Annotated in this window: 20 protein-coding genes and 1 pseudogene; 4 read left to right on the plus strand and 17 right to left on the minus strand. The window is 54.3% G+C overall.

Annotated features, from left to right (window positions below; genetic code table 11):
• Positions 1 to 151 precede the first annotated feature (151 nt).
• The 11 genes and pseudogenes from QOT07_RS21315 to QOT07_RS21365 all read right to left on the minus strand — a co-directional run bounded on the left by QOT07_RS21315 (position 152) and on the right by QOT07_RS21365 (position 11,763).
• Positions 152 to 1,421 (minus strand): annotated as a pseudogene (locus QOT07_RS21315) (IS4 family transposase).
• 166 nt (positions 1,422 to 1,587) lie between these two features.
• Positions 1,588 to 2,199, minus strand: a complete 612-nt coding sequence (locus QOT07_RS21320) for a response regulator transcription factor (RefSeq protein ID WP_283603878.1) — start codon at positions 2,197 to 2,199, stop codon at positions 1,588 to 1,590.
• 47 nt (positions 2,200 to 2,246) lie between these two features.
• A complete protein-coding gene (locus QOT07_RS21325) occupies positions 2,247 to 3,557 on the minus strand; it encodes an FKBP-type peptidyl-prolyl cis-trans isomerase N-terminal domain-containing protein (protein WP_430523295.1) in 1,311 nt (436 codons plus the stop codon).
• A complete protein-coding gene (locus QOT07_RS21330; RefSeq protein WP_099063355.1) occupies positions 3,557 to 3,979 on the minus strand; it encodes a hypothetical protein in 423 nt (140 codons plus the stop codon). Before QOT07_RS21330 ends, QOT07_RS21325 begins: the two co-directional genes overlap by 1 nt.
• Before the next feature lie 58 nt (positions 3,980 to 4,037).
• Complete coding sequence (locus QOT07_RS21335) at positions 4,038 to 5,765, minus strand: PglL family O-oligosaccharyltransferase (RefSeq protein WP_346823191.1); 1,728 nt, start codon at positions 5,763 to 5,765, stop codon at positions 4,038 to 4,040.
• A gap of 42 nt (positions 5,766 to 5,807) precedes the next feature.
• Positions 5,808 to 6,362: a fimbrial protein gene (locus QOT07_RS21340; protein ID WP_099063353.1), complete on the minus strand. Its 555-nt coding sequence runs from the start codon at positions 6,360 to 6,362 to the stop codon at positions 5,808 to 5,810.
• Between the two features lie 59 nt (positions 6,363 to 6,421).
• Positions 6,422 to 7,060: a fimbrial protein gene (locus QOT07_RS21345; protein WP_283603880.1), complete on the minus strand. Its 639-nt coding sequence runs from the start codon at positions 7,058 to 7,060 to the stop codon at positions 6,422 to 6,424.
• An 87-nt stretch (positions 7,061 to 7,147) separates the two neighbouring features.
• Positions 7,148 to 7,915, minus strand: a complete 768-nt coding sequence (locus QOT07_RS21350) for a fimbria/pilus periplasmic chaperone (protein WP_232519076.1) — start codon at positions 7,913 to 7,915, stop codon at positions 7,148 to 7,150.
• A gap of 85 nt (positions 7,916 to 8,000) precedes the next feature.
• Entirely contained in the window at positions 8,001 to 10,571 is a 2,571-nt protein-coding gene (locus QOT07_RS21355; RefSeq protein WP_099063350.1) for an outer membrane usher protein, read from the minus strand.
• Positions 10,572 to 10,617: 46 nt separating this feature from the next.
• Positions 10,618 to 11,163: a fimbrial protein gene (locus QOT07_RS21360; protein WP_099063349.1), complete on the minus strand. Its 546-nt coding sequence runs from the start codon at positions 11,161 to 11,163 to the stop codon at positions 10,618 to 10,620.
• A 78-nt stretch (positions 11,164 to 11,241) separates the two neighbouring features.
• Positions 11,242 to 11,763: a fimbrial protein gene (locus tag QOT07_RS21365; protein WP_017893980.1), complete on the minus strand. Its 522-nt coding sequence runs from the start codon at positions 11,761 to 11,763 to the stop codon at positions 11,242 to 11,244.
• 660 nt (positions 11,764 to 12,423) lie between these two features.
• Here QOT07_RS21365 and QOT07_RS21370 point away from each other — a divergent pair.
• From QOT07_RS21370 to QOT07_RS21385, 4 genes are all read left to right on the plus strand, one after another.
• Positions 12,424 to 12,717, plus strand: coding sequence for a hypothetical protein (locus QOT07_RS21370; RefSeq protein WP_099063348.1), 294 nt, complete (start codon positions 12,424 to 12,426; stop codon positions 12,715 to 12,717).
• Positions 12,718 to 12,842: 125 nt separating this feature from the next.
• Positions 12,843 to 13,814 (plus strand): fimbrial protein, encoded by a 972-nt coding sequence (locus tag QOT07_RS21375; RefSeq protein WP_237520776.1) that lies wholly within the window; start codon positions 12,843 to 12,845, stop codon positions 13,812 to 13,814.
• Positions 13,815 to 13,821: 7 nt separating this feature from the next.
• Positions 13,822 to 14,322 (plus strand): fimbrial protein, encoded by a 501-nt coding sequence (locus QOT07_RS21380; RefSeq protein WP_207977508.1) that lies wholly within the window; start codon positions 13,822 to 13,824, stop codon positions 14,320 to 14,322.
• Between the two features lie 150 nt (positions 14,323 to 14,472).
• Positions 14,473 to 15,381, plus strand: a complete 909-nt coding sequence (locus QOT07_RS21385; protein WP_283603881.1) for an alpha/beta hydrolase — start codon at positions 14,473 to 14,475, stop codon at positions 15,379 to 15,381.
• A gap of 59 nt (positions 15,382 to 15,440) precedes the next feature.
• Here the strand turns inward: QOT07_RS21385 and QOT07_RS21390 are convergent, their stop codons facing one another.
• The 6 genes from QOT07_RS21390 to QOT07_RS21415 are packed head-to-tail and all read right to left on the minus strand — an operon-like array spanning position 15,441 to position 22,757.
• Positions 15,441 to 15,770, minus strand: coding sequence for a hypothetical protein (locus QOT07_RS21390; protein ID WP_283603882.1), 330 nt, complete (start codon positions 15,768 to 15,770; stop codon positions 15,441 to 15,443).
• Positions 15,771 to 15,781: 11 nt separating this feature from the next.
• Positions 15,782 to 18,091, minus strand: coding sequence for a type VI secretion system Vgr family protein (locus QOT07_RS21395; RefSeq protein WP_283603883.1), 2,310 nt, complete (start codon positions 18,089 to 18,091; stop codon positions 15,782 to 15,784).
• A 46-nt stretch (positions 18,092 to 18,137) separates the two neighbouring features.
• Complete coding sequence (locus QOT07_RS21400; protein ID WP_012146887.1) at positions 18,138 to 18,530, minus strand: DUF4150 domain-containing protein; 393 nt, start codon at positions 18,528 to 18,530, stop codon at positions 18,138 to 18,140.
• Between the two features lie 10 nt (positions 18,531 to 18,540).
• Positions 18,541 to 19,146 carry a DUF3540 domain-containing protein gene (locus QOT07_RS21405; RefSeq protein ID WP_099063342.1) on the minus strand — a complete coding sequence of 202 codons (606 nt, stop codon included), beginning with the start codon at positions 19,144 to 19,146 and terminating at the stop codon, positions 18,541 to 18,543.
• 9 nt (positions 19,147 to 19,155) lie between these two features.
• Positions 19,156 to 20,226, minus strand: coding sequence for a pentapeptide repeat-containing protein (locus QOT07_RS21410; RefSeq protein WP_283603884.1), 1,071 nt, complete (start codon positions 20,224 to 20,226; stop codon positions 19,156 to 19,158).
• Positions 20,223 to 22,757: a DUF2169 family type VI secretion system accessory protein gene (locus QOT07_RS21415; protein WP_283603885.1), complete on the minus strand. Its 2,535-nt coding sequence runs from the start codon at positions 22,755 to 22,757 to the stop codon at positions 20,223 to 20,225. Before QOT07_RS21415 ends, QOT07_RS21410 begins: the two co-directional genes overlap by 4 nt.
• Positions 22,758 to 23,029: the final 272 nt, after the last annotated feature.

Here is a 23,029-nt window from a genome sequence, read left to right on the forward strand (position 1 = left end):
GAGTGGTCGTTGATGACCCACAATAGTCTCTTTTCTCGTTGCCATTTCCAGGAGTCAAAACTGACACGAGTTTTGAAAATCTCCGTGTCCTTGGTTCGATTCCGAGTCCGGGCACCCTATTTAAAAGAACCCGCCTATGGCGCAATGCCGTTCACTTAAGCGGTGAGGCATAACGATTCACCGGATAACGGGTTTTTGATATCTTAACCGCCCTCGGCCTTGATGGTCGGGGGCGTTTTGTTATGAACATCGCCTCCAAACTCCCCTTCAGGTGCATCAGCCGTTTCGGTATCGTTCCGGGGGATACCGTATTACCCAGCACTATCAGTTCCGTCGCTATTACCCAAAAGCAAATTTAAACTCATCTCCGACGGCGCTCTTTTATACTGTTTTGCCGTCAGCGCCGCTTCCCGCCTGATAAGGTTGTAAGCCAACAACAACCCCCATACTTCCTGATGCAGCAACTCCACTTTGCGGCTTCTCAGCACCATCGCATTACTCTGCAGGCTGCTTTTGATATTGCGAAAACCCACTTCGATTTCCCATCGCGAATGATAAAGCTCCGCCACCGCTTTGGCCGGATAACGATCCGCAGGCAATGAAGTCAGCACGGTTTTCTCCACACCACCGATATCGTAACTGACCGCCCGGGCATACCAGGACTCAGGAAGGGCCGGGTTTTGCTTTCGAGCCTGCGCAGAGACTTTCATTTTTAGCAGACGGTCGCCCGCCCCGTAGCTTTCCTGCACGTCTGCGACCATCCCTTTGCGGGCAGGCAGTAGCCAGTGGCGATTTTCGCCGCCATGGTTCACCCCTGTCAGTAAATCCGCACTAAAAAATAGCTTATCAAACAGGGTGATGGAGTTATCCGGTAACGCCTTAATCAGGTCATGCGCCAACCGGGTCTCGCTACACCGGTAAGGCCCGGTGACCGCATCCAGCAGAACATGACTGCTCAGGTTCATCAACGCCACCAGACGCATCACCGGAAAAGGACTCTGTCGGTCTGTAGAGGTGTTACTGGAACCAAAATGCGCACGAAGTTCCGGTTCATCGGGCGTACGCAGTTGTGCACCGTCGACGGCAAAGAGCTGCAATCCTCTCCAGTCATCTTTGGGATAGCGTTCAGTCCCCCAGGTTCGTGCTGTCTGGCGAAACAGCCATTCAACAGGGGCAGCACCGACACGCTGGCGTGCCTGTGTAATGGCGCTGCGTGCCAGAAGCTGCGTGCCGGCTTCGCCATCGGCACTGAGGTTAAGGCGGCGGACAATATCGGTAATGGGCTCATTACGAAAGAAGGCCATACAAACGACCATCCAGACCACCATGTCCCCGGGCAGGCGGCGGCGTCTGACGGTGGCATGGGTAGACAGAGAAAGGCAATGCTGGAGCCATTCAACAGGAAGATGTTCAGCAAAAATCTGCGCAGGTCATCGAGAAGTGGCATAAGAAAACGGCTCCCTGTAATGGAAGCCGTTATATTGCCGCAGATTAAGGATCGGTCAACAGATCCTTAACTGATCGGCATTGCGCCTATGGCGGGTTTTTTGCTTTCTGAGATATGAACTCTACATCGAACAGGTTCGATTATTCGACCCGAGGTCGGGTACTGTTGCGCAGCCAGCCATAAAGCTCGGCATTGCGCCGAAACCCCATTTTTCGCATCACGCTCATCTTGTGATTACTGACCGTTTTCACGCTGATCTCCAGCATGTGGGCAATTTGTGTGACGCCCAACTCCCACTTCATACATCTCATGATCTCTTGTTCTCGCAGCGTCAGGATCCTTTGACAGGCGCAAGGGCGTTTATGGCTACGGTTGTCCAATGGCCACAACCTTTGCCGCTCCAGCCCAGCGATAACCACCTGTAGTACCGCTGAAACAGGCATATCATGATGGATAACCCCAGACTCAAGCACGCACCTGGCGCTGGCAGCCGCAGAGTGCCGCTTATCCGGTTGACGCAGTGCAAAATACAGGGGTTTCCGCCCCGCGGACGGTAACGCATATTGACAAAAACAGCTCAAATTGCCCGGGGAGAAATAGCGAAACACCAAATCTGCCTCATTGGCCTGCTCAATATCCACGATACGCACCAGCACACCGCACGAATTGAAATGCTGTACTAAAACATCCTGTAATCCCTTGATGAAAAAAGTGTTCTTATCAAATAAGGCTATTGTCATTATGGAACTCATGCCGGCTCTCCTGCCTTTATTAAGCCAAACCACTGCTGTATTCGCCCTTAGGGTGTCTGGCTATTGTCGATACGCAATTCGTAAACCATGGTGGCATTCGGCGGTACTTTCGGCGGATAGCCCGCCTCACCATAGGCAAACTCCGGTGGCACCACCATGGTCAGTGAACCGTGATTGCGAAGATGACCAATCGCTTCCCGGAATAAAGGCGGATACGCAGAGAGCGGTTGCGAGAGGACTTTACCGCTGAGCTCCATATCCTGGATGACGGTGCCATCGGTCAGCCTTTCCTTGACCACCACATCAATCACCGCATCCTTCGCCAACTCGTGGTCACCGGCGTAATCCACCCGATACCAAAAGCCCATCGCCGATTGTTTAACACCCTTTTGTTTACTGAAACGGGCCAGATAATCCTGATCCTGTTGCACCTGGGCCTTGACCCGTTTTTCTCGTGCGGCGCCGGCGGCGCTATCCGCCTTCTCCATCAGCCTGGCAAGCTCTGCGGGGGGTAACAGTAAATGACCGGAAACCGCATCCAGCACGCCGGCCAGCAGGCTATTGCGGTCTACCGGCACGCCCCAGCTCTGGCGTTCAGCCATTAACCCATCAATATCCCGCCCAAGCGCACTGCCGGCCGCGTAGGACAGGCGATTCTTTTCATCCTTTAACTGTTCTGCCGTGACTTCCCACCGTTGGCGTTTGCCTAATTCCGTCGCCTCGATCTGCGCTTGCGCCAGTTGTTGCTGCTGCCCTGCCAGCTTCTGCTCATACTCCTGATTGGCTTGTTCGGTAGCGGACAATTTCGCCGTCAGGCCGGCTAATTGACTCTCGGCCCGTACCTGCGCTTCTCTGGCCTGCTGAGTGTCCCGTTGGGCTTGCTGCAGTAAAGAGGCCGTTCGTTGCGCATCCGGCGAACCCCGCCAGGCCTGGCTCAGCCCCGCCAACCACTGCTGCAAGAGCGAGATGTCGGGCGGCACCGGTGAAGCACTAACGGGCGGTTTCTCGGCACGCAACGCGGTAATTTCCTGGCGTAGCGCATCCAGCTCTGCCTGTTGGCGGGTCAGTTGTTGTTCACTCTCCACCAGCGACCGGCGTAGCGTAAAGGCGGTCGAAGCAGCGGCTTTCGGGTGTTCTGCCTGCCTGGTTATCTGGCGGGGACTGTCGTCTTTCTTTTTCGGCGCAGCCGTTTTCTCGCTATTGCGCGCTTTATCGCTCGCTGGCGTCTCCGGCTTAACATTCTGACGTTGGTATTGTTCGGCAAATTGCAGCAGAGCGGGCACGCCCTCATCTGCCTGTGCCTGACTCACGACCATGAGTGCCGCAAACCCCAAAAAAGCCAGCCGGGACACCCGCATCATTTAACCAACTCCCCGCGTTCGGCCAGGCCCGTCAGCACCGCCTGATTCACCCCGGCACACAGGAAATTCACTTTATAGCGATACAGCGCATCCACGGTCTCCTGGGTATCGCCATTAACCTTGGTTCGCACCCCGGCGTACTGCGAAGCGCCACTCATCAAACTGTCGAAAGCCTGCTTATACTGTTGAAACTGTTTGGCATTGATATTACGCAGTGCGCCCAGTTGCTCCTGGCACTGCTGTAGCCGCTCAGCCTCACGCTGTTTACGTAAGCTTTCCTCCGATATCTCACTGGTGGCGCTGGTCTTTCCGGCGGCCAGGGGTTTAGTCGACTTCGGGTTTTGGCATGCCGTGGCTCCCATCACCACCAGACACAAGATCCCCACTCGGACACTAAGATTTATATGCTTCACCATCATCTTTCCGGCTTCCTTTTTTAGATGTATTCCTGTCCAGCACGGCCATAGCCAGCCGTGACTACTCGCCCGTTGTTGCCGTTGACCGGCGAAAACGCGGGTCGGCGGGAAACAACAACGCAGCGTCAAAACCATACTTTTCGGCCTCGGCCGTTTGCTGCTGATAACGCAATATGGCAATCAAACTGGCGTACACATTGGCGTCAACTCGCCTCGTCAGATAATGACGAGCCCAGACGGCATAGCGCGAAAGTTCACTGTCGTCTCGCCGGGTGTTGTAGGTCAGTAAGCGATGCGTCTGTGCATCAAAATTGACTCGATCCTGCAGCCCCCATCGCGCAATCGGCGACATCGAGTCCAGGATCTGAATATCGCGCAGCCCATTGCGCTCGGCCTGCGTCAGCGAAAGACCCCCGCGGAAAATCGCCACCATCATCACAAGCGTCGCCATGCACAACCCGCCAATGCCACAGCGCAGCGGCAACCGTCCCCTGGCGGGAAGAATAATGACGCCAACTTTCCGGCAAGAAAGGCGGTCTGCCATCGCCAGCAACAGCAAGAAAACCATCCAGTGCATAGCCGACAGATAGAAAGGGTATTCAAGTTGGGTATGTACCAACATGGGCAACAGAGCCAGGCATAGCGCGCTGGTCTCACCGGCATTAGCGGCCCCGGTCGAAAAAGCACGGCGGTCATGCCTGAACACCTGTAAAAGCAATCGTCCGCCGCCCAGGATCAGCAAGCTGATGCCCAGCAACGCGACCAAGCCCCCTTCCACCCACCAGTACAGGATCTCATTGTGCGGATGACGCGCAATTTCCAGCACCTGCGTGGGTGGCACCTGTTCGATGCGGAAATGCTGAAAGGCGTACTCAAAACTGCCGTATCCCCAGCCGGACAAAGGATGCGCAGCGATCATCTTCAGCGTGTCCTGCAGCATCGCCAAACGGGCCTGATTGGACATTTCGTGGGAGATGTAACGCACGCCACCTGCGCTCTCCGGCCACAGCATGACAACGCCGCCCAGCGCCGTACCCAGCAATATCAGCAGAGATGCGCTCAGTAATCCGCGGGTAAAGTGATGGCGGAAACACCCCCAAAAACCCAGCACCACCAGCAGGGTTGCCAGCCAGGCAGCGCGCGACTGTATCCAGACCAGCACCGCAGAGAACAACACCAACAGCAAGGAAAGAGCGATTCGGCGGACGCCCTCTCGGCGTGAAGCAACCAGGGCATAGCCCGGCAACAGCCACTGCATCAACGTCAAAGCCAGCCCGGTGGCGATAAAACTGCCTAACACGTTCGGTTGCTGAAAAATGCCGTAGACCCTGGCCCCTCGCAGCGGCACCCAGCTCCAGGCTGGCAAAAACAGCTGTAACACAGCAATAACGGCCTGACCGGCAACGATGGCCAGCAGCAGCACCAGCAACGGCTGGCGCAGACGAAAAGGCAGCCGCACCTGCAACCCACTGCAATAAAAAATCCAGCCGGCCAGCAGAGCCGCAACACGCCATGCCGCGGAGGAAAACCCCGCCGCCGGCCCATAGGCCAGCGGCACAGCTAACAGAACCACGCCCATCGTGAAACACCTGGCGGTCGGCGTGAAAACGATGCCGCGACGACGTGGCTTGCCACACCAAATCAACAGCACCATCACGGCCATGACGGCATAAACCAGCGGATTAAAAGGCAGGCTCAACCCAACACCGCCCATATTGGGGAAGTAACACCACGACACTATCGGCAAGCCGATGAAACAGGCGACTAATCCTTTATTTCTTAGCAACACGTCAACCGCACCCTAAAAACCAATGAAAACCCGCCGGTATCGCTATTCGTATTCCAGGGTAAACGTCGTTACCGCACTGAATGTCCCGCGCCCGATAGACTTGTTTTGGATCGCCTCAGGCTCCCCCTTCACATAGGCCTGCAGGTTGATCATGTTGCTCCCCGCTGACAGCCGGAATTTTTCGCTGGCACTGTTGAGCGGCAACGCTTTGCCCTCTTGAGTTTCCAACCCGATCCCCACCCCCGATGCACTACTGCCGCCGTCCAGCGCCAACAGGCCGGGCAGCTTGGCGTTTTCCGTACCGCTAAAGGTGATCGAAACCGTATTGCCCAGGCTGAGATCGCATTCGGCCAGATGCAGAGCAAAAGGCTGGCTATGGGTGCGGGTATTCAGATACAGGTATTTATCGACAATGGTGCCGAAATCTAGCTGTATTTCCTCTTCGCCCGGCGGGATCACGCAGGGTTCCGCCACCAGGGTGCCGTGAAAACGCATATTTTCTTCCGCAGCCGCCGGTTGGCCGATAACCCCCGCCAACATCGCCCCTGCAACCCCCAGCCTAACGGCTCTGCGCCAGTACCTTTCTTTCACGCCCATGATGACACTCCCTTTTATCGGTGTTGCGCTTGCCCTTTAGCCACACAGTTTTCAAACGTTTAGTCGTAATACAGGCGAAAATCGATCACCGCGCGATAGGCCCCAGCCCCCAGCGTTGCCGGGGTGCGCACTGGCGTCACGGTGTACGTCAGGGTGTTTTGTCCCGGCGTCAGCAGGATGGGTTTGTTACGGGCTCCGAGCCGTACCGGCAACCCGGTTGCATCCGCCAACTGCAACCCCAATCCCGTTACGCCAGCGACCTTGATCAGGCGCGGCGCGTTACTGTCGGCAGGTGCCATAAAGGCCAGCGACACCGCAGGCTGACTGCCGCTCCAGGCTAAAGCGCCGGTCCAGGCATCCCGGTTGCTCGCCGGTGCCCGCAGGCAGTCTTTCAATCTCAGTTCAAACGCCACCGGCGTGCCGCGATCGCCAGGATGCTGAAACTGCGCCGTTCCGGTTTCGCCCAGCCACACCTCCTGCCGAGCGGTAGCCATCTCCAGACTGCAGGCGCTCTCGGTCAGCGATCCATAGACGTGCAAAGTGCCGTTGGCCCCCTCCACGTCCCAGTTATCCACTGCACCCGCCTGGGGTATCAGCATTAAAATCATTCCCGCAGTCAGCGGGATCATCAGCGCGGCGAGTACCGTCAGGCCAATAGTGCGGCGTTGGTAGCGGTCATAGGCCTTTCCTGACAACATTGGGCTCTTTCCTTGCATGGTTTATTTCACTCCGCTGTCTTTAAAACCGTTTCTTCCTTGCTTGCCGTAGTCACCGCGGTTTTTCGGTTATTTTTTGGCAGGCACAACCTGACAGGTACTGCCGGTGCAGCGGAACGTCAGTTGCGGTCGGCCACCGTAATCGTTGATGTAAGTCAGCACCGGGCTGTCCCCTAACACCGCGGTAGACAGGTTCAACGATGCGCTGGCTTTCGGCGCCACCATCATTGGCTCAAAAGCGGCGATCCCCTTCCCATCCTTACGGGCATTGGCCTCAACAATCGTGACGTAATAAGGCGTCGGGTTATTCACCGCGTACTTGTCACCCTGTCGGGTCAACGTCAGTTTTTCCTGCCAGGGGGCCTGATTCTTTTGCGGTGCTATTGAGCCCGGCCGATAAAACATCTTGATGCGTGTCTGTAACGCTATCTGCAAGGTGTTTGGCTTATCGCTACGCGGCGGTATTTCACGCAGGTTGAAGTAATAAAGCGTTTCCCGGTCCTGCGGCAGCTGGCGCGCGGCAGGCAAGGCCTGGATTTTCACCTGGCTCGGTTTGCCGGGCTCCAGCCGCTGTACCGGTGGCAGCACGGTGAACGGACTTTGGATCTTGTTGCCCTGTTCATCCTCAATCCAGCCCTGCGCCAGATAAGGCAATTGCTTGTTCTGGTTGCTGATGTTGAGGCTCATGGTCTTAAGGTCACCGTCAAAGATCACACGAGTGCGATCCAGGGCAATGGCCGCATCAGCGGGCATGACAACCGTGCCGGCTGACAGAACGGCAACGGTGGCGAACGTGCTCAAAAGTGAGATTTTTTGTTTGGTCATCATCTGATTCATCATTTTCTTCGCAATTATCAGCCAGCCCCAGTGCAGCTGGCTGACCGGCGGTTAAACGGTGAGGCGGGCCTCACCCTGAATGTGGTCAGGTAACAGGCGTAACCTGCGCAGCCTTAATGCCTTCAGGTGACGAAGGCGGTTTACGGGTGCCCAAAGGGTGACAAGGCAGCAACAACGTGTTCATCAACACCTCATCAGGCAGCAATGCCGGTAGCTGGATCTCGCATTGCGGACCGCTGTTCCAATGCACCGTCATCACTTCACCCGGATTAATCCCCGACAGGTAGACACTGCCGCCGTCATTGACGATCCCCGTGTCCTGCTTGCGTCGGTTCATTACCGTCGCGCCAAACGGCGGTTCACTGCCATCGGCCAGTTTGATGATCGCCATCGCTTTCTCACCGGCAATCACATCAAACTTGCGATAACCAATCGCCCCTTCCGTCAAGGTTGCTTGCACCACCGAACGGGTCGCCTCAACGTTATCCCCAAGGCGGTTGAGATCGATGCTGGCCTTGTTGCGGTAGTAGCTGTTCACATCGGTTACCACCGCCTTGCCATATCGGTTGGTCAGCACCGTGCTGCCGTAACCCCGTACTGGCACATCGGCAACGCCGTCGGTATCAAGCAACAATCGGGTTCCGCCCGGCGTATTGATCCGGTGCAGCACCACGCCTTCCTGTGCCAACGTCACCCCACCTTGTGCCCCCAAGCCAATGGCGCTGTAACGGCCAGACTGGTAGCTGGCGTTGGCGTTAATCTGGGCCATATCGCCTTCATGGCTGTAATAGCCACTGGTTGTCGCGCCGCTGCGAGCGGCACCCGCAGTGATCTGATAGTTGTTGTGTTCATCAATCCGGTCGTAGTAACCCACGCGATGCGCGTTATCATCACGATTGACCGTCATGTTGTAGCTAAGCGTCCCCGTGTTGCCCCAGGGGATCGACAAGGACAGGTACATCCCGTCGTCGTTACGCTCGTTGTAACGGTTGCGATAAGCAGACAGCGACGCGCTGACATTCTTGAAGGTACCGATATCGAAATAACGCGATACCATCAGGTTGTAGCGATCGTTGGCAGCGCGATCCCAGTAGGTTTGGTGGCTGTAGTTGAGATAAGTGCTCAACCCCAGTTCACGGAACTGTTTGTTGAAGGTGATGGTGTACATCTCCTTGCTCTTGCCGCTGCGTCCGCCCTCATAACGCGAATCGAGGTACTCCCCCATGCTCATAAAATCTTCCTGGGAGAAGCGATAACCCGCGAAGGTGACCTGGCTGTCATAGTCGTCAAAGTTTTTCGAATAACTCAAACGGTAGGAACCGCCGGTCAGTACGCCGTCTTCCGGCAATTTTGCGCGTGACTGCGTGGCATCGAACGACAACGCGCCAAGCGCCAACAGATCACGCCCCAACCCCACCGAGAGTGCGTTGTAGTCACCGCCGCTGATGGCGCCGCCATACAGTGACCAACCATTACTGATACCCCATGAAAACTCCCCGGTGCCAAACAATGGCCCGCGCAGGTGGTGGCCCCATTCGGATGGTTTGCCCGCTGCCAGCTTGTAGCGAACGGTGCCTGGACGTGTCAGGTAAGGAATACTGGCGGTGTTCATCTTGAACTCCTGCACGCTGCCATCCTGCTCTTCAACGCGCACATCAAGCTCGCCAGAGACCGCATCGTTGATGTCCTGAATACGGAATGGCCCGGCAGCAACCTGGGTTTCATACAGCACCCGCCCCTGCTGACTGACCACCACCTTGGCGTTGGTTTTTGCCACGCCGCTCACTTCAGGCGCATAACCGCGCAGGTTAGGCGGCAGCATGCTGTCATCCGAGCGCAGGCTGGCGCCGGAGAAACGCAGGCTGTCGAAGATATCGGAATTCAAATAGTCTTCGCCCATCGTCAGCCGGGAGCGCAGAGCCGGAATAGCCCGGTAGGCGTAATAGCGGCTCCAATCGAACTGTTTATCGGTCGGCTGGTCAGCCCCTGTCTGGTGGTTGAGATTGGCTTGCCAGTCAGCACGCAGGCGCCAGGCACCCAGATTGGCTCCGCTGGTGCCATTACCGCTCAGGTTGTAGCTGCTGCCGCCCCCTTTCAGATTCTTTTGCGTTTGGGCGTTGACGTTGTAATCGAACAGCAAGCCCGGAATACCTTCATCCCAACGTGAAGGGGGATCCCAGCTTTCTGAGCTGTATTCGAGATAGGCCTGAGGAATATTGAGATACAGGGATGAAGTGCTCAGATCGCCACGCGCCTCCATTCCGGCCAGATGCTGCAGATCAAGACATTGGCCGTCATGCGTCCAGCTCAGGGAGTTTTGCAGTTTTTCTTTGAACCCTAATTGCTTGACCAATGCCGGCGACAGGCAGGCTTCGCTGCCTTTAGGATCCTTGGGTGGGGCTAAAAAGGTCACCGTCTGCTCCGGCAGATCGTTTTTATTGACGTGCACCACCATGGTATAGACGCCCGGCATAATGTAGCCGCTACGCGTAAACTGACTCAGATCGATATTCTTACGATCGTTAATATCTAATACATCCGTGTTGAACTGGATTTCGGCGGCGGCGTAAACCAACGCGACTGGGTTACCCAGCGAAAGCGCTACACAGAGTCCCAGTACCTGAAGACGAAATAACTTCCCTGCCGGTGAAAGCATAATAAAAGTCCTTTCAAAAACGAATTAACCGTCAGCACGAGATAATTCAAAAATAATCCAGCTTAAAACGCACTGTGGAAAAATACGCTCCCGCTTTCAACGGCTGATGATTGGCTATCAGCGTCATGGAGTAATTCAGCGTTCTATTTCCAGGAATTATTTCTTCCATGGGCAATGGCTCACCAGGAATAACAGCATTCCCGTTACTGTCATTAATTTTCAGTGCAACACCGCGGGCATCGCCTTGTACGCCAAACAGTGTTCCTTCTGCAGAACCGTCAAAAGTAACCTGAAAAAATTTCCAGTCTGATTTATTCCCCGGTCGTTCCAGGATGCAGTTCACCAATTCGATACTGAAAGGTTTAGTCATCCCCTGACCGTCACGGATGATTTGTCCTAAAGGAATAGTTTCCATATCTATGGTTTGGTCCCGACTGCCGGCCGCAATGGCGCAGGCGGTATCAATAATAGCGCCGTGCATATTGACCCGGCCCCATCCCTGCAGGGTTTGGGATGCATAACTGGATCCGGCGGCCAATCCAGACAGTAATATCAACAGTATTAAACCGGCCTGATTCCCTTGTGAAAACATCGCGACATTCCTTTGACAGGGGGATCAACCAGGCATGCGATGACTCACATGCCTGGTTTATTAAACCTGCGGAGTTACTTACTGATAAGCCAGGGTGAAATCGGCTACAGAAGTAAAATCACCTGGGACGACAGCGGCAGAAGCCCCTTCACCCTGGAGATAAGCAGCAAAGTGCAGGGTGTTGTTGCCGGTGTTCAGAGTCTGAGCCGTTGTCGCTTCACCCAACTTGATTGGCTGACCATTGTAAGAGATGGCTACACCCGCGCCGCTGGCCGTACCCGCGATACCCAACAGATCTTTGTTGGTGGCAGAAGCTACGCCGCTGAAAGTGGTCTTGACCGTTTTCAGAGTAGTGATGTCGCACTGCTCCAGCTTAATTTCGAATGGACGAGGGTTAGATTTGCCACCGCCATTCAGTGCCACGTTGGAAACCTGACCCAGGTCTACAGTCTGGTCAATGGACTCAGGAGCAATCGAGCATGGCGCATCAATGATTGAACCTGTGAAAGTGACTTTACCGTGTCCCTGATCGGCTGCGTGTGCAAAAGAAGTTGCGCCAAATGCAATCACTGCAGCCATCATGATTTTGTTAAGTTTCATAGAACCTATATTCCTTATAAGAAAAAATGCATATCCCAATAAAGAACAGAGCATTAGCGTGCCGAGCACGCGAAAATTTAACGCTCTAATTCTTTAGCATCTTGAGAGTAATTAAGCCACCGTACTCAGGGGCGAACAGCAATATAATCACCGGTTCTAGCCAGGTGATGAGGTTTAAAAAAACCAATGAATTAACATATAACAAATAAGCAAACGCATTGAATATTAAAACCGCAAAACCCTAAACTCCCTCTCTTGGTTGGCGATTAATATTCTTGCAAAAGCCTCCCATTAAACAAAGGATTTTCTTGAGCACCTTTAATATTCGCCATTTATTCCCTGTATCAGGTTAATTTATTGTTATTTTTAGCCTCATAGATCGTAAAATATTCTTTCTTGGAATAAAATCCTGTTTTTTATAATCTGCCAACCAATGAGATCGCAAACTGGCTTTTTATGAATATAATAAACCAAATTATTGGGTTTAAGTATGACATCCCCCCGTTATACCGCCCGGCGAAAAATGGATAGCAAGCAATCTATTTTTCAGCCTAAAAAAACAGATAGGCGTTTGCTTTCTATAGGAATTAAAGCAGGTCTACGAATAGAGAAAGTTTGTTTTTTCAAAGTAAACAGCAATAGAAATACAGAGGAAGTGCTATGGAAGCGTTATCCCCGAAACAAAAGGAAGTCCGGCAGCTGCAGCAAGCGCTGCTACAAGCATTATTAACGCAGTCCCCTCAACCCAGCCCTTTCAAAGGGGTACCGCCTCAGCACGAATGGCTGTCAACCAGGCAACTGGCAGACATCATCGATGTCGGGGTTTATCGGGCCAGAAACCTACTGCTGGAAATGGTCGCTAAAGGTGAAGTTGTGGTCTCCTCTGGCTCGATAAAAAACTCCCTTAGATGGTACCCGGCGGCCATTTTCTCCGGCCATGGTGTCACGGTTTAAATCGCCGCTAACCTTATGTTTATAAAAATGAAAAATAAAACCTTCCGTAGCGGGCGGGCTATTTTCATCTATAGAACATCAAGCGTTTAGCAAAATCGTTAGCCATCGATTATTGGAATATTATAGTGAGAAAGACATCCGTTTTATTATTACGTTGCTGTTTGGCCGCCTCCTTCTTTTTACTGGTCGGCAATGCCAACGCATTTACCTGCAGAACCTCAGATGGCGGAATAATCCCTCCGGGAGGCTCCAACACACCGGTTGATGTCAGGGTGCGAATCGGCCCGCAGCTGTCTTACGGGAAAAATGAAATTGTTAACGTGAGTCAGGTAACCTGTAAAAACGACGTTGCCAGCTGGTGGGATTACTTAAAAACCGATGCTCCGGCACTGACAATGAATACCGGAATTTTTGGGGCCATTGGCAGCGGTATGACTATTAATGGGGCGGATTATAACTCCCCGGTGTCTTCTAATATCAGCGTATTGAATTTGACTGGCCTGCAGACCAGCAGTGTCGCTATCAGGGTGTTTATCGTATTGAACCGTTTCCCTACGCCAGATATCAAGGTCAATAAAGGTGACGTCATCGGTCAAATCAACTTTCGTCAGACGAACGACCAATCAGGCTGTCCACAATGCGGCCCTTATCGCTGGCGGTTGATTGCCGACAACGACGCCTATTTTGTGACGACCAGTTGCACCATCAACAATGGGCAACAAATTAACGTCGCTTTTGATCAAATCAGGCAGGATTACCTGACGCAAAACGTCAGCGACGCACAAATAAAACAGGACAAGGCTCTGACTTATCAATGTGATGACCAAAGCGCCACCCAAGATATTCTGATTCGTATGGTCAGCGACGCCACCGGATTTTCTAGCGATTTTATTAAAACCAGCAACCCAAACGTCGGTGTTGCCATGGTTTATAAAAATGCGGTGGTGAAACCCAACAACAGCTTTAGAACGCGCATCGTTAATGGCATGGGAAGCGACACCATCACCTTTGTTCCGGTGAAAAACAATGTCCCTTATAACAGTATTGCCACCGGGCCATTATCAGGTTCAGCCACGCTTATTTTCAGCGCACCTTGAGGCAGATATGATCACCATGAAAAAAAGGCACCTTTATCGCCTTATTTTAGCCCTGTCGATTATCAGCTTCGCGGCATCGGCCGCAGATCAGGGTACCAGGGTAAACATCACGGCGACCGTGGTAGCCCCTCCCCCTTGTGTGATCAACGAGGGGCGGACTATCGATGTCGACTTCGGTAAGGTCGGGGTGAACAGAATTGACGGCACTCGCTATATGCAACGAGTGGACTACAGCATCAACTGCGAGTTTCTGGACAACACCAGACAACTCAAGATGAAAATTATGGGCAGTGGGGCGGCTTTTGATGCCAATGTGTTAAACAGCAACATTAACGGATTGGGCATAAAACTGCTGGCGGATGGCAAGGCATTCAATATCAATACACCGTTGAGCATTGATTACACCAATCCCCCAACCCTGGACGCCGTGCCGGTTAAAAGCTCCGCGCTTGCCTTGAAAGACGGCGACTTTACCAGTGGTGCCACGATGTTGGTCGACTACTTTTAAGCTTTTAACCACAGGGGATATTTACAGGGTGGCATTCAACGAGTGCCCCCTGCCCCAGGAACAAAAACTCGCCTTCCGATCCCGATAGTCATGCCACCTAATTGCCGATGAGATGTTAATATCGACGTTTTTCAGGTGAATAGGCTCTGCATGCCATCTTCTTATCGTCGCTGTCTTACCCTTGTTCTCACGCTGGTTCTTGGCGTGGGCTCGCCTATGCTGGCACAGGCCAGGCCCGATCTGGAGCGTAAAATTGGCGTAACCGTCGCCGATAGCCAATCACCTGATTACCAGTTCAGCGATTTGCGGTTTAATTCAACCGATGGCCAACGCCATTACCGCATCCGTATAGCGCAACCGCGCATTGCCCCGCCGCCAACCGGCTATCCGGTGGTCTACTTTCTGGATGGCAATGCGGTGCTGATGGAGTTGAATGCCAAATTACTGGCTCAGCTTGCGGCGCAAAAACAGCCGCCGGTATTGGTGCTGCTCAGTTACGACAACGATTTACGTATTGATGCCAACGGTCGCAGCTACGATTACACGCCGGCTCCCCTGCAGACCGGCGAGATGCGGGCCAATGGCGGGGCTGATGCCTTCCTGAAACTGATCGAAGGCCAGGTTAAACCGGCAGTGGCGGCCAGGGTTACTGTCGATCCGCAACAGCAAACACTGTGGGGGCACTCTTATGGTGGCCTGTTCGTTCTGCACACCCTGTTAACCCAACCCGCCGCATTCCAAAATTATGTCGCCGTCGAACCTTCCCTGTGGTGGGGCAATGGCTTTATCCTGCAGGAAGCTCAACGGGTTATGGCTCAGCATCCAGCCATCTCTGCCCATCTGTGGCTGTGGACCGGCGGTGCCGAGAAAATGCGCAGTGCACCGCCCAATATCAAGCAGCAACCGCTCCCCACCGATGCCGCTCAGCGTCTGGCCGAACGGCTGGCGACGCTAAACGGGCTTGCCGTGGATTTTCGGGAATGGCCGGGTCTGGATCACGGGGGTATGTTCAGTGCCGCCATCGAGCCGGCATTGAATGAGATCGCAACAGACAACTGAATAACTGGATGCCGTTAATCTGACCCTAAACCCGGGTTGCTGTTTACGGCAGAGCCCTGTTATCCGCTTTTGTCGAAAACAAACATAATATGGTCATCGTCCAGATACTTGATCTCAACCTCACAGCCTTGCTGGACCTTCGATGAATAGAAGGCAGGAATAGTCTCCTTGCCTTCAACCTGTTTGGTCACATCACCTTCATGCCATGAAAGGCGGTATTTTATGTTGGTGGTCCCGTTCTCATTTGAACTGATGTAATGGACTTCTTCTACCAGAGCCTGAATATCTCGCCCCTGCTCCCGAATTTTATGGTCGCGGTTAAACAGATAAACAATATAGGCAATGACGCCTACTGTAAGAATCACTGAAATAATGATCGCAAACTTCATCGATTCGTCCCTTAGCCGAACATGGTCAGGCCGTTAAATGATGACATTATCTTACCGACATGAGCCATCGCATCGATAAAAGCTACACGCCCTGTGGTGGTGGTAAGATCAAAGGCTGTCTTATCAAATTTCATATTGGTCAACCCGATCTTACCGCTCGCAGTAACGCTCATTGAATAGCCTTCCGTAACGATTTTCGCCGCCGTGAAATCAAAAGAAAACATGGAGGCAGACTCTTTATGATCTTTGTATTCAAAAGCATGTGGCGTCTTGATGCTCACCTTTTCCGCACTGTCGATGGTGATCATTTTCGGTGAGGTGATGGATACCCCCCCTTGTACCGTCTGCGTCCAGCTTCCCAGGATGTCCGTCTTGGCATCCTTGGTGATGGTCTGTACCCGTCCCCCCAAGATCTCGTCCGTGACGTCCTGGGTGACGATATTATGGCGTTTCCCCGTGACTTTGTCATAGCGATCCCCCTTGAGGAAGGAGTCCATGCCGTCGTCATAGGTGCGGGTCACCTTACCGGTAACATGTTGATCTTCTATGCCATCGGTGTCGACGCTCCGCTTTCCTTTAATGGTTAGCGTTTCCCCGCCGCTGGTAATATCCGACGTCCGGCCATTGGTGATCGTGACCTTTTCGCCGTCTTTAAAGGTTTTGGTTTCCGGTTTGTCGACCGTCGTGGTACGTGTGCCGTGGAATTGGAAGATAGCGTTGCCGAACACCTCATCCTTCTGGTCTTTTTGGATGGTCGTGGTGCGGTTACCGTCTACGGCCACCGTTTTATCGTTCTCTACCGAAATATTCATATCTTTTTCGGCATGCAGCTGCACCATCTCCGAGCCCGCTTTATCTTCAAAGAACAGATGGCTGGAATTATCACTGTGGCCGTCTTTAGAGCGCGTCATAAAGCCCATCATGGTAGCGCCGGCGGGCAGCGTCCACGGAGGCATACAGGCTTCGTTATACACTCGGCCGGTGACCATTGGGCGGTCCGGATCGCCATTGATAAAATCAATCACCACCTCATCCCCCACTCGTGGGATTTGCACACCGCCGAAGCCCTGTCCCGCCCAGGCGCTGGAAACTCGTACCCAGCAGGAACTGCTTTCATCCCCTTTCGCCAGACGATCCCAGTGGAACTTCACCTTCACCCGGCCGTATTTATCGGTCCAGATCGACTCCCCTTGTGGCCCCACTACCCGTGCTGTTTGCGGGCCATGGGTACGCGGCCACGGGGTACGCTGTGCGGAGCGGAATGGCGTGCTAACCGGGATCACCACAAAATCAGTGCGATGTACCGCCTCTTCCCCCCCGCTGGCGTAGCTGTTCTCTTCAAGATCGTAACGCGCGCTCAGTACCAGATACTCTCCGCCGTCGCTGGCAAATGGCGGATTGAGCAGGGCAAAGGTACAACCCGGCACAATACCCAGCGCGGTAGCCGTTGCGTCGATGCGCTGATGCTCCGCCTGCCACTCCTCCTGACGCACGCGGGCGTAGGTTTCGCCGTGGCTGTGTTCCACGAAGTGCCCCGGCCAGTCGTAGTAGTCAATCTGGCCCGGTGAAGGTGAGGTTGGGTTCTGTCGTGCCTGGAACAGCCATGCGTTGGGCTTGCGGAAGTCGTAGTCGTCGATGCTGTAGATCCCCGGCGTCACCCGCTCGGATATCGCCCACTGGCCGATCCCCTCTTCGCCGGTGCTGCCACCGGAAGGTGTGGCGTGGTAAGGAATGGCTTCATAGCCGCTAAACGGCTGATGCTGCTGAGGGGCGTCGTACAGTACCATCGTATGTTTATCCGCCTCATGGCGGAAAAAGAAATAGATCCCCTCAAGCTCCATCAGGCGCGAAATAAAGTCGTAGCTGCTCTCCTGGTACTGCACGCAATATTCCCAATTGCGGTAATTACCGGTGAGCTGGTTCTCCATCTGCACGCCGTACTCATCAAGTACCGTTTTGATGATATCCGGCACGCGCTGGTTCTGGAATATTCGCTGGTTGCGATCCCGCTTCAGCGGCCACAGGTCCGACTCCATGGTCAGCGTGTAAACCACGTAACGTTCACCATTTATATCCGCGCTATGCACGTTGACCCGGGTGATTTTACCGTTGAGATAGCGTGGTGCGGCAAGCAGCCCCTGAGTAGGGATAGTCAGGGTAATGGGCTGACCCAGCATGGCCCTGCGGTCGAGGCGGGCATGGGTGCTGAGTAACGTCACGTTCAATTCAAATGAACGTGAAACGACTTCCTCACCGTTAAGTTTCCAGAACTTCAGCGTTCCCTCGCCCGCAGGCGTTGTTGCCGTGATACGGTCAAACATAGCTTCTTACCCCTATAACTAAGACAGCGTTATGCCGCTCTGCCACTCATGGAGCCAGCATCAGGACTTTGAATTGACTGGGTACCGCGCGTATCCCCACGGCATTGGTTGAATTCTGCAGGCTGACGCTGGTCAGGCGAGTCGCCGGCGTGCCTTTCAGCAGCACGGTAAAGGAGCCGGTGAGATGACGCGACGGCCCCATCACGGTGCCTGACGCCACGCCGGTAGCGACGCCGGGGTTATCCCCGTTGGTCAGCGGCGTCACCGTTGCCATGTTATGGGCAGGCATGCCCATAAACAGAATATTCAGCGCATTGGGGACCGCCGTTGGCCCAAGAGCGATATCCGGATAAGGTATCGGGGTTGGCGTCGGCATCGGCGTCATGCAGACATCGGGAAAGGCCAAATCGGTGCCCATCAGTTGACAGTTGGCAAACATCGCGGCCTCCTCAGCCCATATGGATCTGTTCGGCATCCACTTTGGTGATTGCCTTCGAGGTAATAACGGTATTTTGCGCATGCAGACGCGCATAATCTTCGGCCTGCATGTCCAGTTGCCCGGCACGCACTTGCTCTGTCTGACGCGTAGTACGCAGCAGGTTATGGCTCACCTGAGTCACGGTTTGCCAGACTGACTCCGCATGCTTGCCCACCATGCGCGAAAGGCTTACCCAGGCGGAAAGTTTGTCGCCGCTGTACTGCATTTCGCTGATATGGCAGTCGCCTTGCCTGGCGCTGACGCGCAATGCCTCACTGCTGAGGCTGATTTCGCCGCGGCTGCGGATATGCAAATCGCCCGGTACGCTCAGTTCAGCCATTTCCGGGTTGGCACGTTCCAGCACCGCCAGTAGCCACACCTGATTATCCACGCTGGTGATGAGCACCAGATCCCCCGTCTGTGGGGCAATAACGCAGCTGGCGGCACGCTGACAGTGCCAACCGCGCCCTTCACTCTCCACGCTCAGGCTGCCGTTGGAAAAACAGTGGGTAACAATCCCCGCGCTCTGTAACGGCGGTACCACTGCCTGTGCCAGCCTGTGATTGATATTGTTCATATTCTCTCCTTAACGACGGCTCTGATGCTGGAGGCTCCAGGCCTCAGCGGCCAGTAACTCTTCATCATATTCAAGGATGCCCCGACGATCGGAAAAATGGGCCCCCTCCTGCCGCGCCCGGTGAAACCGGGTACGGGAAAATGTGGCACTTCGGAAATCGGCCCCGCGCAGATCGGCACCGGTGAAATCGCTGTAAGTCAGGTCGCTCATGGCAAAACGGCTGCCTTCAGCCTTCACCTGCTGCAGAATGCTCTGGAACAGGCGACAGTGACTAAAGTCGGCCTGGTGTAATGTGGCGCCGATGAACAGCGCCTGATCAAACAAACTGCCCTGGCAAGCGGCGCCGGTGAGATCCGCACTCATAAACAGCGCCTGACTGGCGTTCACCTTCGTGAGTTGGGCATTTTTTAGCGAAGCGCCTTTGAAATTGCATTGCGTCAGCTGCGCCCCGCTAAAATCCACCGCATCGAGCTGATTATCAGTAAACTGACAGCCACTAAAGCGCTGCCGGGCATAGTTTTTTCCGCGTTGATCGCAGTTGAAAAACACCGCCCGGTCGAATTGGCTGTTGCCCAGACGGGTAGTGCGCAAGTCGAGATTGAAAAAGGTCGTCAGCAGGCACTGGCACTGCTCCAGTTGCGCTTCATCCAACGAGCTTTCGAAGAAGGTGGTACGTTCCAGTGTGGACTGGTTGAAGCTGCTGCCGGAAAGCGGGCTGCGCATAAATTGGGTAGCGTCAAATCTGCTGTGGGAAAAATCGCTGTTGCCAAGATCACAATGATTAAAGATGCACTGCGTCATTAACGTGTCGCTGGCACTGATGGCCTTCATCTCACAGTCGTTAAACACGCTCTGCTGCATGTTTGCACCGCTCAGCCTTGCCCCATTCAACGGACACTCATTGAACACCGTCTCATGTAAATTAGCCGCCTGGAGGTTTGCCCCATTCAGTGAGACATCCTGAAAGATACCGCCGGACAGGTCGCACCCTTGCAGATCCAGGCCATCCAGATTGCACGCGTTAATCATCTCGCCATTTTTAATTTTCTGCTGTAGCTCTGTCGCGCTCAGCGTCGTCATGAAAGTTCCTCATCACGCTTCGGCAGCGTTTTCACCCGGCTGGTATAGGCATTGTCCAGCCGCGTCTCCATATTGATAAAAGATTGTGACAAATCGGCGCGGAACAGGTTGGCGCCGGTAAAGTCCGCGCCGCCCAGTTGGGCTTTCTGCAACAGTGCCCCCATAAGGTTAGCACCGGTGAAATTGACCTGACGGAAATCGGTGCGGATCAACAGGCTTCCCATCAGGTTGGCGCGGGTGAAATCCGCCCTCTGGCAATCCGCCTCGCTGAGATCGCTGTTCTCCAGCTTTGCCAACCTAAAGTTGGCCTGCGTCAGTAAAGCCTGGCGCAGGTTGCTCTCCTTCAGCGTCGCCTCGCTAAAGTCCGCGCCGCTTAAATCGCTTGCCATTACGGCGGCGCAGGTCAATAGCGTAGCCGCTTTAAACTGGGCTTGCGGCAGTTTGCTCTCCACCCAGTTACAGCTTTCAAGCCACGCGCCGTTGAAGATAACGGCCTGCAACTCACACTGTTGGAACACGGTTTTATGCAGCCTGGCGTGGCTGAAATCGAGCTGCGGCAGCGTTAAGTTCATCACGATGCACTCCTCCAGCGCGGCACGGTGGAAACGGCAGCGGCTGATCCCCACCTGTCGTAGCAACAGCGTTTTTAATGTGGCATGGCTGAAATCGCACCCTTCAAACAGGGCATCTTCCAGCTGGGTTTCCGTCAGATTGGCACCGCTGAAATCGGTCTGCCGGCACTGTGCCAGCGCCAGGCTGGCCTGGGTCAGATTGCATTCACGCAGCGAGCTGTTGCTCAAATCAGCCCGCGCCAGCATCGCCTCAGTGAAATCAGCGCCGTCCAACTGACAACCGCTGAGATCGACGCTTTCCAGCAACGCCTTACGGAAATTAGCACCGCGTAAATCCATGCCGGAAAGGTCCGCGCCGGTGAAATCCAACTCGCTGAAATCCCCTCCGCACGCCATAGTGTTCGAGGCGCGCTGACGAATAATCCTGGCGATATCCCCCGTCATGCGTTTCGCCGGCGGTTGATGCTGAACTGCCATCAGATACATCTGGTGCAGCGATTCGCGGCTCTGCGCCAGTTTCTTCTCCGTCATGCTGTCCGCGTGCTGGTGCAGCATCTCCTGCATACGGTGCATCGATTCCGGACCACGTGGGCGATAGTCTTGTTTTGCTCCTTGCCGGGCTTCTACCTCGGCCTGGCGAGCCTCAGCCTGCGCTTTCATCTCTTCAGCCTGACGCTCCAACCGCTCGACAAACTCCGGCAGTTCATCAAGCCGGGGCATCTCTGGCGGCGAGGTATTCGCCAGTAACTCGTCAACGTCCGTCCCCTCGGCTTCCAGCCTGGCGCGGTGCTGTTCCCGCATTTGACTTACCCGGTTTTGCATATTGTTTTGCATCGGGCTAGCTGTTTGCTGCATTTCGCTGTCAATCCAGGGACCGATAATCTCTTCCGGCAACAAATCTTTTTCCCGGAAGGAAAACAGCGCACCCTTGCCTTTATCCAGACGCTGGGCCAGCACCTTGCGATAGTGATTGACCGAACGAGTGGCACCGTTTTTTTCCAGCGCCGGCATAAGCTGCAGCACGTCCGCCGCATCATCCTCGTTGATGCGGCAACTTCCCTGCCAGATCAACATCATCTGTTCCAGATGCGGGAAGAACCAGACCGTGGTGGCACGCAGCGCAATTTCTTCAAACAACGTTTCATCACCACGCTGACGATTGATAAAGCAGCGCGCCCGCCACGGCGGTAGCCTGCCCGACTGTAATGGTTTCTCCGGATGCATATTCCAGATATACCACTCGGCTTCGGGCGGCAACTCATCCTGTTCCGGCCACCACTGATCCGGGCTGGCCGCGTTAAATACACGCCAGTCGGCATCGCGGGCAAGACCAGGAAAGTCATTCTTCAACCAGTTGGCATCATAGGCTTTGCCCATGCGCTTAAAACGACGTGGCCAGGTCATGTCCAGCGGCCCAAAACTTGCCGGTTCGGGCTGCTGACGCGGTGAAGTCATGCGCAGATGCTGCGATTCGATATTCGGCAGGCGACGGTAAACCCCCTCCTTATGCTGCTCCTCCGCTGCACCGATACCATGAGGGTTCTCTTCGTATCCTGTGCCACCAAAAGCACGGCTCCAGTCGAGGCGCATCGATTCAAAATTGCGCGGCGGGGTAGGATGTGAACCAGACCAGATGCGATCGCCAAAAGCCAGCAGGGTCTTACTGAGGTTTCCCACGTTGATACGTACTGCGCAGCTGTTCTTTTCCTTCTGGTGATGAGTATAAGCATTACCCGTCGCCAGAAATTCGGCCCGGACTTTCGGTATCGCCACATCGATGACGCCGCCGCTGGTTTGCAATTCAGCCGCCGCCAGTTGCCATAGCTCGACTTCCGGGCGCAACTGGGGCGTTGCGCCCATATCCAGCAATGCCATCACGGAAACGCCAAGATAATTTTTACCCTGTAAGCGGAAAGGTCGATTTAATACGCTCAGACGCAGAGGCTTAATAATCTTCATATAATGCGCCTTTAGGCAGCCAGTTAATGAACGCGGTTAAAAAGTGGGATAATGCATCTGACTAGGGTTCTATCGCATTAACCGAATGAGTGCAAGATGGGGCTCTTAATGATTATTCCCCTAAGCCAGAGAATAAAGGATATCTATTGCAGCAAGTCACGCAGGGTTGGTGATACTTCCCCTTCCCAGGCCAAGCGCTGGCGGGGCTAACGCTTTCTGGCATTCGCCACTTGTCTCAAATGAGACCGGCTGAAGGCCTGGAATTAAGATTA

It is taken from the genome of Serratia proteamaculans (assembly GCF_949794035.1).
GTDB lineage: Bacteria > Pseudomonadota > Gammaproteobacteria > Enterobacterales > Enterobacteriaceae > Serratia > Serratia proteamaculans.

What these genes read in the sequence shown, in the direction of transcription:
- QOT07_RS21320 (WP_283603878.1), bottom strand. Translation starts at nt 2,199, where the DNA reads ATGAGTTCCATAATGACAATAGCCTTATTTGATAAGAACACTTTTTTC.
- QOT07_RS21325 (WP_430523295.1), bottom strand. Translation starts at nt 3,557, where the DNA reads ATGCGGGTGTCCCGGCTGGCTTTTTTGGGGTTTGCGGCACTCATGGTC.
- QOT07_RS21330 (WP_099063355.1), bottom strand. Translation starts at nt 3,979, where the DNA reads ATGATGGTGAAGCATATAAATCTTAGTGTCCGAGTGGGGATCTTGTGT.
- QOT07_RS21340 (WP_099063353.1), bottom strand. Translation starts at nt 6,362, where the DNA reads ATGGGCGTGAAAGAAAGGTACTGGCGCAGAGCCGTTAGGCTGGGGGTT.
- QOT07_RS21345 (WP_283603880.1), bottom strand. Translation starts at nt 7,060, where the DNA reads ATGTTGTCAGGAAAGGCCTATGACCGCTACCAACGCCGCACTATTGGC.
- QOT07_RS21350 (WP_232519076.1), bottom strand. Translation starts at nt 7,915, where the DNA reads ATGAATCAGATGATGACCAAACAAAAAATCTCACTTTTGAGCACGTTC.
- QOT07_RS21355 (WP_099063350.1), bottom strand. Translation starts at nt 10,571, where the DNA reads ATGCTTTCACCGGCAGGGAAGTTATTTCGTCTTCAGGTACTGGGACTC.
- QOT07_RS21360 (WP_099063349.1), bottom strand. Translation starts at nt 11,163, where the DNA reads ATGTTTTCACAAGGGAATCAGGCCGGTTTAATACTGTTGATATTACTG.
- QOT07_RS21365 (WP_017893980.1), bottom strand. Translation starts at nt 11,763, where the DNA reads ATGAAACTTAACAAAATCATGATGGCTGCAGTGATTGCATTTGGCGCA.
- QOT07_RS21370 (WP_099063348.1), top strand. Translation starts at nt 12,424, where the DNA reads ATGGAAGCGTTATCCCCGAAACAAAAGGAAGTCCGGCAGCTGCAGCAA.
- QOT07_RS21380 (WP_207977508.1), top strand. Translation starts at nt 13,822, where the DNA reads ATGATCACCATGAAAAAAAGGCACCTTTATCGCCTTATTTTAGCCCTG.
- QOT07_RS21385 (WP_283603881.1), top strand. Translation starts at nt 14,473, where the DNA reads ATGCCATCTTCTTATCGTCGCTGTCTTACCCTTGTTCTCACGCTGGTT.
- QOT07_RS21390 (WP_283603882.1), bottom strand. Translation starts at nt 15,770, where the DNA reads ATGAAGTTTGCGATCATTATTTCAGTGATTCTTACAGTAGGCGTCATT.
- QOT07_RS21395 (WP_283603883.1), bottom strand. Translation starts at nt 18,091, where the DNA reads ATGTTTGACCGTATCACGGCAACAACGCCTGCGGGCGAGGGAACGCTG.
- QOT07_RS21400 (WP_012146887.1), bottom strand. Translation starts at nt 18,530, where the DNA reads ATGTTTGCCAACTGTCAACTGATGGGCACCGATTTGGCCTTTCCCGAT.
- QOT07_RS21405 (WP_099063342.1), bottom strand. Translation starts at nt 19,146, where the DNA reads ATGAACAATATCAATCACAGGCTGGCACAGGCAGTGGTACCGCCGTTA.
- QOT07_RS21410 (WP_283603884.1), bottom strand. Translation starts at nt 20,226, where the DNA reads ATGACGACGCTGAGCGCGACAGAGCTACAGCAGAAAATTAAAAATGGC.
- QOT07_RS21415 (WP_283603885.1), bottom strand. Translation starts at nt 22,757, where the DNA reads ATGAAGATTATTAAGCCTCTGCGTCTGAGCGTATTAAATCGACCTTTC.